The following is a 14,568-nucleotide window of genomic DNA, read 5'->3' on the forward strand; positions in this document are numbered from 1 at the left end:
CCGAGGCCGTTGGAGGCGTCGAGGATCTCGTTCATGAGTCGCTCGGACATGGTCTTCTCGCGACGGTCGGCGGCGTAGCCGACGAGCCAGCGGAGCGCGAGCGTGGTGCCGCGCGTGCCCTTGACCTCGATCGGGACCTGGTAGGTCGCGCCGCCGACGCGGCGGGACTTGACCTCGATCGCGGGCTTGACGTTGTCGAGCGCACGCTTGAGCGTGATGACCGGGTCGGTGCCGGTCTTCTCACGGCAGCCCTCGAGGGCGCTGTAGACGATGCGCTGGGCGACCTGCTTCTTGCCGTCGCGGAGCACCTTGGAGACCAGCTGGGTCACCAGCTGGGACCCGTAGACCGGGTCGACGTCGATCGGCCGCTTCGGGGCCGGACCCTTGCGCGGCATGTCAGCTCTTCTCCTTCTTCGCGCCGTAGCGGCTGCGAGCCTGCTTGCGGTTCTTGACACCCTGGGTGTCGAGGGTGCCGCGGATGATCTTGTAGCGGACGCCGGGAAGGTCCTTCACACGGCCGCCGCGCACGAGCACGATCGAGTGCTCCTGCAGGTTGTGACCGACACCCGGGATGTAGGCGGTGACCTCGACGCCGCTGCTCAGGCGCACACGGGCGACCTTGCGGAGGGCGGAGTTCGGCTTCTTCGGGGTGGTCGTGTAGACGCGGGTGCAGACGCCGCGGCGCTGCGGGGATCCCTTCAGGGCAGGCGTCTTGTTCTTCGACACCTTGTCCTGGCGGCCCTTGCGGACCAGCTGGTTGATGGTGGGCACCTTGGGTGGTTCCCTTTCCTGTCGTATCTCGCCGCGACGCTCTGCCGGGGCGGGGTCATGCGTGTCCTGCTGTGTGCCTGTGTGGGCGCCGCGGCTCTGCGAGGAGCAACGAGGGCGCGCGCAACGGTCTGGTCGTCCCAGACACGAGGATCGATGCTACTCGGGGCCCACAGGGGGGTCAAAACGGCGGATCAGGCGGCAGCACCGGTCGGGACCACCTGGTCCGGGAGCCCGTCGGCCACGCTCGCGCGCGCCCGCTCGGCCCGGAGGAACAGTGCCGCGGAGAGGAGCACGCCGAGGACCGTCGCCGCTCCCCCGCCCAGCAGCGTCCAGCGCGCGCCGGCCACCTCACCGATCCACCCCACGAGGGGCGCGCCCAGCGGCGTGCCGCCGATGAAGATCATCATGTAGAGCGCCATGACGCGACCCCGCAGGAGCGGGTCGGTGTGGAGCTGCATGAACGAGTTCGCCGCCGTGATCATCGTGAGCGCGCTGAGCCCGAGCAGGGGCGTCATCACCGCGAACGTCACGTAGGTCGGCATCAGCCCCGCCACGACCTCGAGGGCACCGAAGGCCAGGGCCGCGACCAGCACCAGCCGCATCCGCACCGTCGTCCGCCGGGCTGCGACCAGCGAGCCGGTCAGCGAGCCGACGGCGAGGAAGGTGCCGAGGAGGCCGTACTCGGTCGCGCCCTTGTCGAAGACCTCCGTCGCCATCAGCGCCGAGGTGAGCTGGAAGTTGAGCCCGAAGGTGCCCGCGAAGAAGACGATGCCGAGGATCAGCATCAGGTCGGGGCGACCGAGGACGTAGCGGACCCCGGCACGGATCTGGCCGGGTTCGCGCTTCATCGGCTCGGGGGTGTGGAGCTGGCGGGCGTCGAGCGAGCGCAGCGTCATCACCGGCGCGGCGTAGCTGACGGCGTTGGCCAGGATCACCCACCCGGTCGCGACCACGCCGCCGCCGAGGGCGGCGATCAGGACCCCGGCGAGGGCCGGACCGACCAGGCGGGCGGCGTTGAAGCTCGCAGAGTTGAGCCCGACCGCGTTCGTGAGGTCGTCACCGTCGACGAGCTCGGAGACGAAGCTCTGGCGGGCCGGCGCGTCGAAGGCGGACGCGACGCCGAGCACCAGCGCGAGCACGTAGACGTGCCAGATCTGGGCGGTGCCGGTGACCGCGAGCAGGCCGAGCACCACCGCCGGCACGGCCATGCCGATGTTGGTCAGCTGGAGCAGGCGGCGCTTGGGGATCCGGTCGGCGACGAGGCCGGCGAGCGGGGAGAGGAGCAGGAACGGCAGGAACTGCAGCCCGGTGGTGATGCCGATGGCGGTGCCACTGTTGGCGGTGAGCTGGAGCACCAGCCAGTCCTGCGCCACCCGCTGCATCCAGGTGCCGGTGTTCGACACGACGCCACCGGCGGCGTACCGGCGGTAGTTGGGGTTGCGGAGCGAACGGAAGGTGGGACTCAACTAGACGAGAGCCTCTCGAGGATCGGGGCCGCCTCGCGGAGGACGGCGCGTTCGTGCGGGGTCAGGTCGGACAGGCGGCGAGCGAGCCAGGCGTCGCGGCTGCGGCGGTCGGCGATCACGGTCGCCGTCCCCGACTCGGTCAGCTCGACGACGACCAGACGCCCGTCGGACTCGTGGGGCCGGCGCACGACGTGGCCGGACTCCTGCAGGCAGTTGATGGTGCGGGTCATCGACGGCGGCTGGACCCGTTCGAGCGAGGCCAGCTCGCCGACCGTCAGCGCACCGTGGCGGTAGAGGCTGCCGAGCACGGCCATCGTGTTGAGGCTCAGCTCGTTGTCCGGGTGGCGCTCGTTGGCCAGCCGGCGGCGCAGCCGCATGACCGACAGCCGGAGCTGGGAGGCCAGGCCGGCGTCGGTGCGTGCTGCCTTCTCGACCGTGGGTGCCATGTCGTTAGCCTAACTCATTACCTGTGCTAACTATTCCGGCCACTACCCTGCTGCCCATGAGCGAGAACCTGGTGCCGCCCGACCCGGGCTCGCTCGTCGTCGTCGTCGACCACGACGACGCCTGGCCCGGCGTATTCGGGCAGCAGCGGGCGAGGCTCGAGCGGGCGCTCGGGCCGGTCGCGCTCGAGGTGCACCACGCCGGATCGACCGCGGTCCCGGGCCTGGCGGCCAAGGCGATCATCGACGTGGTGCTCGTCGTCCCCGACCCCGCGGACGAGGCGGCGTACGCGCCGGTGCTGGAGGCCGAGGGGCTCGTCTTCGCCAGCCGCCACCCGGCCTGGCACCAGCACCGGCTCTTCAAGGACCGCTCGCCACGGACCAACGTCCACGTCTTCCCGCCCGGGTGCGAGGAGGTCCGCCGGATGCTCGCCTTCCGCGACCACCTGCGGCGCGACGCGTCCGACCGGGAGCTCTACGAGCGCACGAAGCGCGAGCTCGCCGGCCGGACGTGGGCCGTGGTCCAGGACTACGCCGACGCGAAGTCCGACGTCGTCGCCGAGATCATGGCCCGGGCGCTCATGTGAGCAGGTCGGTGATCGGGTCGATGAAGAAGTAGACGACGAACAGGGAGCTGACGACCCACATCAGCGGGTGGACGGCGCCGGCCTTGCCGCGGACGGCCTTGATGAGGACGTAGGCGAGGAACCCGGCGCCGATGCCGACGGTGATCGAGTAGGTGAACGGCATCAGGACGATCGTGAGGAAGGCCGGGATCGCGATCTCGACGTCGTCCCAGTCGATGCCCTTGACCTGCTGCATCATCAGGAAGCCGACCAGGACCAGCGCCGGGACCGCGGCCTCCGAGGGGATCGCCTCGACGAGCGGGGCGAAGAACGTCGTCAGCAGGAACAGCAGGCCGGTGACGACGGACGCCAGGCCGGTCCGGGCGCCCTCGCCGACGCCGGAGGCCGACTCGATGTAGGAGGTGTTGGAGGAGACGCCGGCGGCACCACCGGCGAGCGCGGCGACGGAGTCGACGACCAGGATCTTCTGGGAGTTCGGGGGGATGCCCTCCGCGTCGTTGAGGCCGGCCTCCGCGCCGATGGCGGTCATCGTGCCCATGGTGTCGAAGAAGTCGGCCAGCAGCAGGGTGAAGGCCAGCAGCACGGCGGCGAGGACCCCCACCGAGGAGAAGGCACCGAACAGCGAGAAGGTGCCGAGGGTGCCGAAGTCGGGCACGTCCACCGCGCTGGTGAACTCGGGGACGTTGAGCGACCAGTTGCCGGGGCCGTCGACCGCGGCGGCGCCGAGGTCGAGGACGGCCTGCAGGACGAACGCGAGCACCGTGGTCGCCACGATCGAGATCAGGATCGCGCCCTTCACGCGGCGTACCCACAGGGCGATGACCAGGACGAGGCCGATCCCGAAGACGAGCACCGGCCAGCCGGTCAGCACTCCCCCGGCGCCGAGCTGGACGGGCACCGTGGTCTGGAAGGCGTCGGGGATCCGGGTGACGAAGCCCGCGTCGACGAAGCCGATGAGTGCGATGAAGAGGCCGATGCCGACCGAGATCGCGACCTTGAGCTGTTGGGGCACGGCATGGAAGACGGCCTTGCGGAAGCCGGTCAGCACCAGCACCAGGATGATGATGCCCTCGAGGACGATCAGGCCCATCGCGTCGGCCCAGGTCGAGCGGGTCGCGATCGCGTTGGCGACGAAGGCGTTGAGGCCCAGGCCCGCCGCGAGCGCGAGCGGGAAGTTGGCCACCGAGCCCATGAGGATCGTCAGCACGCCGGCGACCAGGGCGGTACCGGCCGCGATCACGGGCAGGTTGGAGCCGTCACCGGGACCGCCACCGAGGAAGGCGCCGGTCGAGTCGGGCACGAAGCCGAGGATGAGCGGGTTGAGGACGACGATGTAGGCCATCGTCAGGAACGTGACCAGGCCGCCACGCACCTCCCGCCCGATGGTCGAGCCGCGTTCGGTGATCTTGAAGTAGCCGTCGAGGGTCACGGGCCGACAGCATGGCAGAACCGTCGTGACGACTCGGTCACCGACGTGTTTCGCGGACGTGAGGCGTCGACTACCGTGAAGGCGTGGAGCTCCGCGACGACCAGCCGATGCAGCACGAGATCGGCAACCGCACCTACATCGTCGCCGACGTCGACCCGCTCGACGTCGACGGCGTGCGCACCGTCGAGGTCGGCTCCGCGCTCTGGCTGCTCGGCTTCCTCGCGCTGCTCCCCTTCTACGGCGAGCTCGAGGCCAACGGCCGCGTGTGGTGGCTGTGGGCGTGCCTCGCCGGGTTCGGGCTCGGCCTCTTCGGCCTGGAGTACTGCCGGCGCCGCCGCAAGGCGCGCGCCGAGCGCGACGGCCTTGACCACGGCTGACCGGCCGCCCACGCGGTGGGCGCTCGCCGGTGACGGGACGAGCGGCTACGGCCGCTGCTTCGGACGACTCGTCGCCGACGGCACCGACGTCGACGGGGAGGCACGGCTCGCCGACTCGCTGCTCGCGCGCGGCGGCCGGGTCCTCGACCTCGGCTCCGGGATGGGTCGGGTGGCCGCGGCGCTGGCCGCGCGTGGCCACGACGTCGTCGCCACCGAGCCGGACGAGGCGCTGCGGGCCCAGTCGCGGGCGACGTACCCGGACCTGGAGGTGCTGCCCCACGAGGCGCTGGCGCTCGACGCCGAGGAGGTGGGGCGCTTCGACCTGGTGGTGGCCGTCGGCAACGTCATGGTCTATCTCGGCGAGGGCACGGAGCGGGCGGTCCTGTCACACGTGCGGTCACTGCTGGCGCCGGGCGGACGGGTGCTCGTCGGCTTCCACCCGCGCTCGGGCCCCGCGGGCGCGCGCGACTACGCCCCCGACGAGCTGGCCGAGGACGCCCGGTCGTCCGGCTTGCGCGTCGACCACCGGTTCGGCAGCTATGAGCTGCACCCGCCGGCCGACGACTACTGCGTGTTCGTGCTGTCGGCCGCCGGCTGAACCGGCGTCAGAGGCGCTCGAGGTCGTCGTCGACGAGGGTGTCGTAGACGTGCTGCGGCAGCGGCTGGGGGTCGTACTTCTTGGCGAGCTGGGCCTCGGAGTGGGCACCGCAGCCGTGGTCGAGCGAGACGACGCGACCGTCGTCGTTGGCGTTGCCGTTGGCGCAGACGCCGAAGGTCTCGGCGAGCGGACCGGCCAGGCGGACCAGGAAGCCGCAGCCGTGGCACCGACCGGGCGCCTGCTGGGTCAGCTGGTTGTCCGGCCCGGCGTCGCCGTCGTACCAGCGCTCGGCGGCGAGGTCGCGGCCCTCCGGTGACAGGGTGCGCACCCGGCCGAGGCCGAGCTCCTGGGCGACCTGGCGGACCTGGGCCTTGGCGTCGTCGTCGAGCGGGTCGTCGCCGAAGGACCAGGTCGGCACCAGCCGCGGGTCGCCCTCCTCGACGGGGAGCAGGTCACCGGGCGACAGGTCGCCCGACTGGACGCGCTCCTTGTAGGGGACCCAGGCCGGTGCGGTGATCGCGGCGTCGCCGGGCACGAGGACGACCTCGTCGACGGTGACGGCCTTCGCCCGGGTCGCCCGCACGACGGTCACCGACCAGTGCCAACCGACGTAGCCGCGACGGGTGCAGGCGAACTGGTGGGTGACGATGCGCTCGCCCTCGACGAGGTGGCCGAGGTGGTCGCCGACGTCGGCGGCGTCGACCTCCTCGAGCAGCGCGGCCCGCGCGACGTCGGCCGCCTTGACGGCGACGCTGTCGGCTCGGGGGCTGCGCAGGGAAGGGCTCACGGTGGGAATCATGACAAATCAGGGCCAGCCCTGTCAGGTCGGGGCGCCGCGTGGGACGACGTCGGCGGCTCGGGGCAGGATGGGGGGCATGACCGAGGAGCCCCGCGACGACTCCACCGGCCCCGGCCCGGAGGCCGGGCGGTCACGGGCGAAGGCGGTCGGCGACGGGCTGAAGGCAGGCGCCCGGGCGACCGCGCGCGGCGCCGCGGGAGCGGCACGGGGAGCCGGCCGCGCGAGCCGCTACACGGTCCAGCAGGCGACCCGCGCCTCGGAGGCCGAGGGGGCCGGCGAGTCCGGCCTGTCACGGCTGATCCAGATGCACTTCTTCAACGCCGCCGGTGACACGGCGGTCGCGATCTCGCTGGCCGGGTCGCTGTTCTTCCAGGTCCCGTCCGGCGAGGCGCGCGGCCAGGTCGCGCTCTTCCTGGGGCTGACGATGCTGCCGTTCGCGATCGTCGCACCCCTGATCGGACCCTTCCTCGACCGCTTCGCCCACGGCCGGCGGTGGGCGATCGGCGCGACGATGGCGATCCGGGCGTTCCTGTGCTGGGCGCTCGCCACGTCGGTCACCGGCGACTCGCCCTGGCTGTTCGCCGCAGCGCTCGGCGTCCTCGTCTCGTCCAAGGCCTACGGCGTGACGAAGGCGGCGGCCGTGCCGCGCCTGCTCCCCACGACCTTCACCCTGGTCCGAGCCAACGGCCGGGTGTCGCTGGCGGGCACCGTCGGGGCGACCGCGTCCGCCCCCATCGCCGGCGCGCTCTCGCTGATCGGGCCGGAGTGGTCGCTGCGCTTCGGCTTCGCCGTCTTCGTGGTCGCCACGATCTGCGCGATCCGGCTCCCCGAGAAGGTGGACTCGGCCGTCGGCGAGGACGAGCTGGTGCTGCGCGGTTCCGAGGCAGAGGCGGCGACGTCGCGCCGTGGTCGCGCCAAGGTGCGGATCCCCTCGGCCGTCGCCTTCGCGCTGCGCGCCAACTGCGGGCCGCGCTGGCTCTCGGGCTTCCTGCTCATGTTCATGGCGTTCCTGCTCCGCGAGAACCCGCCGCCCTCCGACCTCCGCGCCGAGCTGCTGATCGGACTGGTCGTCGGCGCCGCCGGCGCCGGCAACGCGCTCGGGATCCTGCTCGCCTCGCTGCTCAAGCGGATCACGCCGGCGATCACGGTCGTCGTGGTGCTGGTCATGATCACCGTCGTCACGTTGGTCGCGACCCTCTTCTACGGCGTGCTGCCGCTGGTCCTGCTCGGGCTCAGCGCCGGGCTCGCCCAGTCGCTGGCCAAGTTCTGCCTCGACGCCACCATCCAGAGCGACGTCCCCCACCGGGTGCAGGCCAGCGCCTTCGCCCGCAGCGACACCACGCTCCAGCTGGCGTGGGTCATCGGCGGGTTCGTCGGCATCGCGCTGCCGCTCGAGCCGGCGCGGCTCGGGCTCGGCGTGGCCTTCGTCGTGCTCACCGCGTGGACCGTCTTCGTCCTCGCGTCGCGGCGTACGCGCCAGACGCCGGTCGCCGTCGCGGGTTGAGTCGTGACCCGACCTGCTGTCAGGCGTCGAGCTCGTCGGCGAGGGCGCGGAGCAGCTTGGCGGTCGGGCGGGCGGTCTTCGCCTCGGGGTGGCGCCCGCGGCGGTAGGTCTCGCCGACGCCGTCGAGGAGCCGGATGGTGTCCTCGACGATCGTGACCATGTCCTCGGGGCTCTTGCGCTTGGCCTGGGCCTGGTTGCGCTGGACCGAGGCGCGGGAGTCGAGCAGCCGGACCTGGAGCGCCTGCTCGCCGCGGCGACCCTGCGCGATGCCGAACTCGACGCGCGCACCGTTCTTGAGGGTGGTGACGCCGTCGGGGAGCGCGTCGGTGTGCACGTAGACGTCGGGGCCGTCGTCCTGCGACAGGAACCCGAAACCCTTCTCGGGGTCGAACCACTTCACCTTGCCGGTCGGCACGCCTCTGACCTTCCCTCCGGAGCCGCGACCCGTCGCCGCGGCAGCGCCCAATCGTAGAGGCCGGGCGGCACCCGGCCCAACCGGGTATCGACCCTCAGAGCCGGTCGTTGAGGGAGCCGGACCGGAATCCGCGACGGTCGACCCCGGCCTCGTCGAACCCGGCCGCCCGGACCTCCGCCAGCAGGCTCGTCTCGAGGTCGGGCGCGAGGGGCAGCAGGGCGGCGTCGAGCTCGAGCGACGCGCGCTCGCCGAGGTCACGGACCCGCAGGTCGCGCACCGCGAGCCCGAGCGCGGCCGCCACGCGGCGTACGCCGGCCTCGGCGCGCTCGACACGGGCGAGGCGGTGGGGGGAGACCTCGATGCCGTAGGCGATCCGGCTGGAGAGGCAGGCGGCCTGGGGCTTGTCCCAGGTCGGGAGGTCCCAGCCGCGCGAGGCGGCCCGGACGTCGGCCTTGGTCAGCCCGGCGTCCGCGAGGGGCGTGATCGCCCCGCGCTCGGCGGCCGCGCGGATCCCGGGCCGGAAGCCCGCGACCACGTCGTCGGCGTTGGTCCCGGTCGCGACGTGGGCCAGTCCGTGCTCGGCCGCGAGCGGCATCAGCACGTCGAGCAGCTCGGCCTTGCAGAAGAAGCAGCGGTCGCCGGCGTTGGCGCGGTAGCCCTCGCGCTCCATCTCGCGGGTCTCGGGGGTCAGCACCCGCACCCCGAGCCACTGCGCGAAGTCACGGGCCGGGTCACGCTCGGCCTGCGGCAGCGAGTGCGAGTAGCCGGTCGCGGCGACGACCCGGTCGGCGCCGAGCGCGCGCACGGCGGCCGCGAGGAGGAAGGCGCTGTCGGCCCCCCCGCTGTAGGCCACCATCACCGAGCCCCGCTCGCGGAGGTCGGCCTCCAGGGCCGCGACCCGCTGCTCGAGCAGGTGACCGGCGAGCCAGTCGGGGAAGTCGTCGAGGCTGTCGAGGACGACGTGGGTGCCGGCCTGCTCGAGCTGCTCGCGGGTGCAGCCGCCGGTCAGCACCGAGACGCTGGTCGCGCCCGCGGCGAGAGCGCCCTCCACGTCGTGGACGTGGTCGCCGACGTAGATGCTGCATCCCTCGCGGGCCAGGACGTCGCCCTTGCCGACCCCCCAGACCTCGCCCGCGAGCACGTCGTGGTCGAGCCCGAGGTGGTCGAGGTGGCGCCGGGCGTTGGGGGTGTACTTGCCGGTCACGACGACCACCCGGCCCCCGTGGCGACGTACGGCGCCGAGGGCCTCGGTGGCGCCGGGAAGGAGCGGGACGGTCGTGATGGCGTGGTCGGGGTAGAGCTCGCGGAACCGGTCGACGGCGGGCGGGATCGCCTCGGCGGCCAGGTGGGGGCCGAGCAGCAGGTCGAGCGGCGGTCCGAGCCTGCCGGTCATCTCGGCGACCGGGAAGTCGACCGCCAGCTCGGTGCCCAGCGCCTCGAGCACCGCGCCGAACCCGGGCACGGTGTCGATGAGCGTCATGTCGAGGTCGAACCCGACGGACAGGGGCTGGGCTGGCACGCCGCCAGCGTAGGTGGCCGCCGGAGACGGCGAAGAATCAGTGAGGTCCTGCGCTCAGGCCGAGGTCGGCCGCGGACTTCTCGCGCATCTCGACCTTGCGGATCTTGCCGGTGACCGTCATCGGGAAGTCGTCGACGACCATGACGTAGCGCGGGATCTTGTAGTGGGCGAGCTTGCCGGACGCGAAGGCGCGGACGCCGTCGGCGTCGAGGGGATCGGCACCCTCCTTGAGCTTGATCCAGGCGCAGAGCTCCTCGCCGTACTTCTCGTCGGGCACCCCGATCACCTGGACGTCCTCGACGTCGGGGTGGGTGTAGAGGAACTCCTCGATCTCACGCGGGTAGATGTTCTCGCCGCCACGGATGACCATGTCCTTGATCCGGCCGACGATGTTGCAGTAGCCGTCCTCGCGCATCTCGGCGAGGTCGCCGGTGTGCATCCAGCCGTCGTCGTCGATCGCCTCGGCGGTCTTCTCCGGGTCGTCCCAGTAGCCGAGCATGACCGAGTAGCCCCGCGTGCAGAGCTCGCCGGGCGTGCCGCGCGGCACGGTCTCGCCGGTGACCGGGTCGACCACCTTGACCTCGACGTGGGGGTGGACGCGGCCGATGGTCGCCGTTCGCCGCTCGAGGTCGTCGTCGTGGCGGGTCTGGCAGGAGACCGGGGAGGTCTCGGTCATGCCGTAGGCGATCGACACCTCCGCCATGTGCATGTCGTCGATGCAGTGCTTCATCACCTCGACCGGGCAGATCGAGCCGGCCATGATCCCGGTCCGCAGCGTGGACAGGTCGTAGGACGAGAAGTCGGGGTGGTGCTGGATCGCGATGAACATCGTCGGCACGCCGTAGACGCCCGTGCAGCGCTCGTCCTGGATCGTGCGGAGCGTGATCTCGGGGTCGAAGCCGGGCGCGGGGATGACCATCGTCGCGCCGTGGGTGGTGCAGCCGAGGTTGCCCATGACCATCCCGAAGCAGTGGTAGAAGGGCACCGGGATGCAGAGCCGGTCCTCCTCGGTGAAGTTGATCAGCTCGGTCGTGAAGTAGCCGTTGTTGAGGATGTTGCGGTGGCTGAGCGTGGCGCCCTTCGGCCGGCCGGTGGTGCCCGACGTGTACTGGATGTTGATCGGGTCGTCGGCTGTCAGCGCCGCCATCCGCTCGGGGACCGTCGTCTCCGGCAACGACTCGCCCTCCGCGAGGAGGGCGTCCCACTCCTCGGTGCCGAGGTGGACGACGCGCTCGAGGCCGGGGCACTCGTGGCGGGTGTCGGCGACCATCTGGCGGTAGTCGCTGGTCTTGAACTCGGTCGCCGTCACCAGCAGCCGCAGCCCGCTCTGGTTGACCGCGTAGGAGAACTCGTGGGTGCGGTAGGCCGGGTTGACGTTGACGAGGACCGCGCCGATCTTGGCCGTGGCGTACTGCACCAGCGTCCACTCGGCGCAGTTGGGCGACCAGATCCCGACCCGGTCACCCTGCTCGATCCCGGCCGCGACCAGGCCGCGGGCGAGCGCGTCGACGTCGGCGTCGAGCTCGGCCCACGTCCAGCGCCGGCCGCTCGCGACCTCGACCATCGCCTCCCGCTCGGGGTGGCGGGCGACGGTCGCCTCCAGGTTGGCGCCGATCGTCTCCTCGAGGAGGGCCGGGGTGGTCTCGCCGCGTGCTTCCGAGAGCTCTGCCATGGACCAGAACCTATGCCCGCGGGCGGCTCGCCGTCAGCCCTCCGTCCGCAGGGCTACGGTGGCGGCGATGGAGACCGAGGACCCCACCCCCGCGCTCGAGTACGCCGCCGACTGCGCGCGCCACGGCCGCACCGACCTGCTGCTGGAGTTCCTCGACGCCGGCTATCCGGTCGACCAGCCCGACGCCGACGGCAACACGCCCCTGATGCTGGCGGCCTACCACGGCCACGCCGCCACGGTGACCGCGCTCCTCGACCGGGGCGCCGACCCGGACCACCTCAACGCGCGCGGCCAGGCGCCGGTCAGCGGGGCGCTCTTCAAGGGCGAGGACGAGGTCGTGCGGCTGCTCGTGGCGGCCGGCGCCGACCTCGACCACGGCAGCCCGACCGCACGGGAGGCGGCCGCACTGTTCGGCTCGGACGAGCGGCTCTTTCACCCCTAAGTTTTCTTGACTCGTTCCAGAGTGGCTGCGAGGTTGGAGGGACAGCCGTCCACCCACCGCAGGAGGCTTCCCATGACTGATCTTCCCGTTCCCGAGAACGGCACCGCCGTCGCCACCGACCCCAGCTCCGAGGCCCGGATCGGCTCGACGACCGACACCGGCGCGCCCGCGCCGAGCGACCGCAACTCGCTCACGGTCGGACCCGACGGCCCGATCCTGCTCCACGACGTGCACTTCCTGAACCAAATGGCCCACTTCAACCGCGAGCGGGTGCCGGAGCGCAACGTCCACGCGAAGGGGTCCGGCGCGTTCGGCCACTTCGAGACGACCGAGGACGTGTCGGCGTACACGAAGGCGGCCCTGTTCCAGCAGGGCGCCCGCACCGACATGCTCGCGCGGTTCTCGACCGTCGCGGGCGAGCAGGGCTCGCCCGACACCTGGCGCGACCCCCGCGGGTTCGCGCTGAAGTTCTACACCTCCGAGGGCAACTACGACCTCGTCGGCAACAACACCCCGGTCTTCTTCATCCGCGACACCATGAAGTTCCCCCACTTCATCCGCAGCCAGAAGCGGCGCGGCGGCAACGGGCTGCGCGACAACAACATGCAGTGGGACTTCTGGAGCCTCAACCCGGAGTCGGCCCACCAGGTCACCTACCTCATGGGCGACCGCGGCATCCCGAAGAGCTACCGCCACATGAACGGCTACGGCTCCCACACCTACCTGTGGGTCAACGAGGCCGGCGAGAAGCACTGGGTCAAGTACCACTTCCACTCCGACCAGGGCGTCGAGGGACTCACCGACGAGCAGGCCACCCGGATCGCCGGCGAGGACGCCGACTTCCACCGCCGCGACCTCTACGACGCGATCGCGCGCCAGGAGTTCCCGAGCTGGACGCTGTCGGTGCAGCTGATGCCCTACGAGGACGCCAAGGCCTACCGGATCAACCCGTTCGACCTGACGAAGATCTGGCCGCACGACGACTACCCGCTCGTGAAGGTCGGCACGATGACGCTCGACCGCAACCCGGAGAACTTCTTCGCCGAGATCGAGCAGGCCGCCTTCGAGCCGTCCGCCGTCGTCCCCGGCATCGGCTTCTCGCCCGACAAGATGCTGCTCGGCCGGGCGTTCGCCTACTCCGACACCCACCGCCACCGGATCGGGCCCAACTACCTGCAGCTGCCGGTCAACCGGCCGCACGTCGAGGTCAACACCTACACCCAGGACGGGCCGATGGCCTACGAGCACCGGGGCGACGACCCGGTCTACGCTCCGAACTCGTTCGGCCGCGGCTACGCCGACCAGGTCGGTGAGGTCGACGACGGCTGGGAGACCGACGGCGCGATGGTGCGGCAGGCCTACACGCTGCGCCAGGACGACGACGACTTCGCCCAGGCGGGTGCCTTGGTCCGCGAGGTCTGGGACGACGACCAGCGCGCGTCCTTCGTGAAGACGGTCGCCGGTCACCTGCTGGGCGGCGTCGAGGGCGACGTCCTCGAGCGGGCCTTCGCCTACTGGAAGGCCGTCGACGCCGACACCGGCAAGCAGATCGAGGAGGCCGTGCGGGCCGAGATCGACGCGGGCGCGCCCGGCGCCCAGCCCGGCAACGCCGCCGAGGACGCCGGCGACCCGGTCGTGGAGCAGGACACCCACGCCGGCTGAGCCGACCGACGAGCGGGACGGACCGGGCTGACCGGTCCGTCACGCTCGTGCTGTCAGTAGGTTGGTGGACATGAGCGGTCTCGACACCGATGCGGTGCTCGCCCTCGTCCGTGACGTCGCCGACGAGGTGGTGGTCCCCCGATTCCGGTCCCTGGAGTCGGAGCAGATCGACGAGAAGGGGCCCGGCGACCTCGTCACCGTCGCCGACCGGGAGGCCGAACGGCTGCTGACCGACGCCCTGCTCGCGGCGTACCCGGGCGCGATGGTGCTCGGCGAGGAGGCGACGGCGAACGACCCGTCGGTGCTCGAGCGGTTCCGGGCCGCCGACCACGCCTTCACCGTCGACCCGGTCGACGGCACCAAGAACTTCGTCAAGGGTAGCCCCGACCACGCGGTGATGGTCGCCGAGCTGCGCGGCGGCGACGTCGTGCGGTCGTGGATCTGGCAGCCGCAGCACGAGCTGGCCTACGTCGCCGAGCGCGGTGCGGGGGCCTTCCGGGACGGCACCCGGCTGGTGCGTCCGCCCGTGGGCGAGCTGCGCGGGGTCACGTCGCGGCGTTCGTGGATCGGCCGCACGCTCGGCGCCCTGTCGGCGCTGGAGCTGACGTGGGTCTGCTGCGGCGTCGACTACCCCAAGCTGGTCGAGGGCGACGCCGACTACGCGGTCTACCGCAAGGGCAACCCGTGGGACCACGCCCCCGGCTCGCTGCTGGTCACCGAGGCCGGCGGCTACGTCGGCACCTTCGCCGGCGATCCCTACCGAGCGCAGGACCCGGAGCCCGCCGGCCTGGTCGCCGCGGCCGACCGTGCGACGTACGACCTGGTGCAGGGCCTGCTGCCCTCGCTGGGGTGACGGAATCCCCGGATGACCGGGGATTCCTGCA

The 14,568-nt window shown here is 71.8% G+C and carries 16 protein-coding genes; 7 read left to right on the plus strand and 9 right to left on the minus strand.

The window, feature by feature from the left end:
• The 4 genes from rpsG to ABD091_RS05690 all read right to left on the minus strand — a co-directional run.
• The coding region (gene rpsG / locus ABD091_RS05675; protein ID WP_343916271.1) for a 30S ribosomal protein S7 at nt 1-395 on the minus strand (395 nt) is incomplete at its 3' end.
• A 1-nt stretch (nt 396) separates the two neighbouring features.
• Nucleotides 397-771: a 30S ribosomal protein S12 gene (gene rpsL, locus ABD091_RS05680; RefSeq protein WP_028636428.1), complete on the minus strand. Its 375-nt coding sequence runs from the start codon at nt 769-771 to the stop codon at nt 397-399.
• A gap of 191 nt (nt 772-962) precedes the next feature.
• Entirely contained in the window at nt 963-2,237 is a 1,275-nt protein-coding gene (locus ABD091_RS05685) for an MFS transporter (RefSeq protein ID WP_343916278.1), read from the minus strand.
• Complete coding sequence (locus ABD091_RS05690) at nt 2,234-2,683, minus strand: MarR family winged helix-turn-helix transcriptional regulator (protein ID WP_343916280.1); 450 nt, start codon at nt 2,681-2,683, stop codon at nt 2,234-2,236. The genes ABD091_RS05685 and ABD091_RS05690 overlap by 4 nt, the downstream gene beginning before the upstream one ends.
• Nucleotides 2,684-2,739: 56 nt before the next feature.
• Here ABD091_RS05690 and ABD091_RS05695 point away from each other — a divergent pair, with 56 nt between their 5' ends.
• Nucleotides 2,740-3,267: a GrpB family protein gene (locus tag ABD091_RS05695; protein ID WP_343916282.1), complete on the plus strand. Its 528-nt coding sequence runs from the start codon at nt 2,740-2,742 to the stop codon at nt 3,265-3,267.
• Here the strand turns inward: ABD091_RS05695 and ABD091_RS05700 are convergent.
• Nucleotides 3,260-4,696, minus strand: coding sequence for an NCS2 family permease (locus tag ABD091_RS05700; RefSeq protein ID WP_343916284.1), 1,437 nt, complete (start codon nt 4,694-4,696; stop codon nt 3,260-3,262). The genes ABD091_RS05695 and ABD091_RS05700 overlap by 8 nt on opposite strands.
• 83 nt (nt 4,697-4,779) lie before the next feature.
• On the opposite strand from ABD091_RS05700, the gene ABD091_RS05705 reads away from it, so the two are divergent.
• Both ABD091_RS05705 and ABD091_RS05710 read left to right on the plus strand, forming a co-directional pair.
• On the plus strand, nt 4,780-5,073 hold the full coding sequence (locus tag ABD091_RS05705; RefSeq protein WP_343916286.1) for a DUF2530 domain-containing protein: 294 nt from the start codon (nt 4,780-4,782) through the stop codon (nt 5,071-5,073).
• Nucleotides 5,060-5,671, plus strand: coding sequence for a class I SAM-dependent methyltransferase (locus ABD091_RS05710; RefSeq protein WP_343916287.1), 612 nt, complete (start codon nt 5,060-5,062; stop codon nt 5,669-5,671). Before ABD091_RS05705 ends, ABD091_RS05710 begins: the two co-directional genes overlap by 14 nt.
• A gap of 7 nt (nt 5,672-5,678) precedes the next feature.
• On the opposite strand, the gene ABD091_RS05715 is transcribed toward ABD091_RS05710, so the two are convergent.
• Complete coding sequence (locus ABD091_RS05715) at nt 5,679-6,458, minus strand: DUF3027 domain-containing protein (RefSeq protein ID WP_343916289.1); 780 nt, start codon at nt 6,456-6,458, stop codon at nt 5,679-5,681.
• An 88-nt stretch (nt 6,459-6,546) separates the two neighbouring features.
• On the opposite strand from ABD091_RS05715, the gene ABD091_RS05720 reads away from it, so the two are divergent.
• A complete protein-coding gene (locus ABD091_RS05720; protein ID WP_343916291.1) occupies nt 6,547-7,974 on the plus strand; it encodes an MFS transporter in 1,428 nt (475 codons plus the stop codon).
• A 19-nt stretch (nt 7,975-7,993) separates the two neighbouring features.
• On the opposite strand, the gene ABD091_RS05725 is transcribed toward ABD091_RS05720, so the two are convergent.
• The 3 genes from ABD091_RS05725 to ABD091_RS05735 form a co-directional block, all read right to left on the minus strand.
• Entirely contained in the window at nt 7,994-8,389 is a 396-nt protein-coding gene (locus ABD091_RS05725; protein ID WP_343916293.1) for a cold-shock protein, read from the minus strand.
• A gap of 94 nt (nt 8,390-8,483) precedes the next feature.
• Nucleotides 8,484-9,908: an ATP-dependent sacrificial sulfur transferase LarE gene (gene larE, locus ABD091_RS05730; protein ID WP_343916295.1), complete on the minus strand. Its 1,425-nt coding sequence runs from the start codon at nt 9,906-9,908 to the stop codon at nt 8,484-8,486.
• A gap of 37 nt (nt 9,909-9,945) precedes the next feature.
• Nucleotides 9,946-11,580: an AMP-binding protein gene (locus tag ABD091_RS05735; RefSeq protein WP_343916297.1), complete on the minus strand. Its 1,635-nt coding sequence runs from the start codon at nt 11,578-11,580 to the stop codon at nt 9,946-9,948.
• Between the two features lie 67 nt (nt 11,581-11,647).
• On the opposite strand from ABD091_RS05735, the gene ABD091_RS05740 reads away from it, so the two are divergent.
• The 3 genes from ABD091_RS05740 (at nt 11,648) to ABD091_RS05750 (ending at nt 14,537) form a co-directional block, all read left to right on the plus strand.
• Entirely contained in the window at nt 11,648-12,022 is a 375-nt protein-coding gene (locus ABD091_RS05740; RefSeq protein WP_343916299.1) for an ankyrin repeat domain-containing protein, read from the plus strand.
• Nucleotides 12,023-12,094: 72 nt separating this feature from the next.
• Nucleotides 12,095-13,684 carry a catalase gene (locus ABD091_RS05745; RefSeq protein ID WP_343916301.1) on the plus strand — a complete coding sequence of 530 codons (1,590 nt, stop codon included), beginning with the start codon at nt 12,095-12,097 and terminating at the stop codon, nt 13,682-13,684.
• A gap of 70 nt (nt 13,685-13,754) precedes the next feature.
• Entirely contained in the window at nt 13,755-14,537 is a 783-nt protein-coding gene (locus ABD091_RS05750) for an inositol monophosphatase family protein (protein WP_343916303.1), read from the plus strand.
• The last annotated feature ends 31 nt before the right edge of the window (nt 14,538-14,568 follow it).

It is taken from the genome of Nocardioides aestuarii (assembly GCF_039527245.1).
Taxonomy (GTDB): Bacteria; Actinomycetota; Actinomycetes; order Propionibacteriales; family Nocardioidaceae; genus Nocardioides; species Nocardioides aestuarii.

Coding starts and splice junctions, on each gene's coding strand:
- ABD091_RS05690 (WP_343916280.1), bottom strand. CDS start 2,683: ATGGCACCCACGGTCGAGAAGGCAGCACGCACCGACGCCGGCCTGGCC.
- ABD091_RS05695 (WP_343916282.1), top strand. CDS start 2,740: ATGAGCGAGAACCTGGTGCCGCCCGACCCGGGCTCGCTCGTCGTCGTC.
- ABD091_RS05720 (WP_343916291.1), top strand. CDS start 6,547: ATGACCGAGGAGCCCCGCGACGACTCCACCGGCCCCGGCCCGGAGGCC.
- ABD091_RS05735 (WP_343916297.1), bottom strand. CDS start 11,580: ATGGCAGAGCTCTCGGAAGCACGCGGCGAGACCACCCCGGCCCTCCTC.
- ABD091_RS05740 (WP_343916299.1), top strand. CDS start 11,648: ATGGAGACCGAGGACCCCACCCCCGCGCTCGAGTACGCCGCCGACTGC.
- ABD091_RS05745 (WP_343916301.1), top strand. CDS start 12,095: ATGACTGATCTTCCCGTTCCCGAGAACGGCACCGCCGTCGCCACCGAC.
- ABD091_RS05750 (WP_343916303.1), top strand. CDS start 13,755: ATGAGCGGTCTCGACACCGATGCGGTGCTCGCCCTCGTCCGTGACGTC.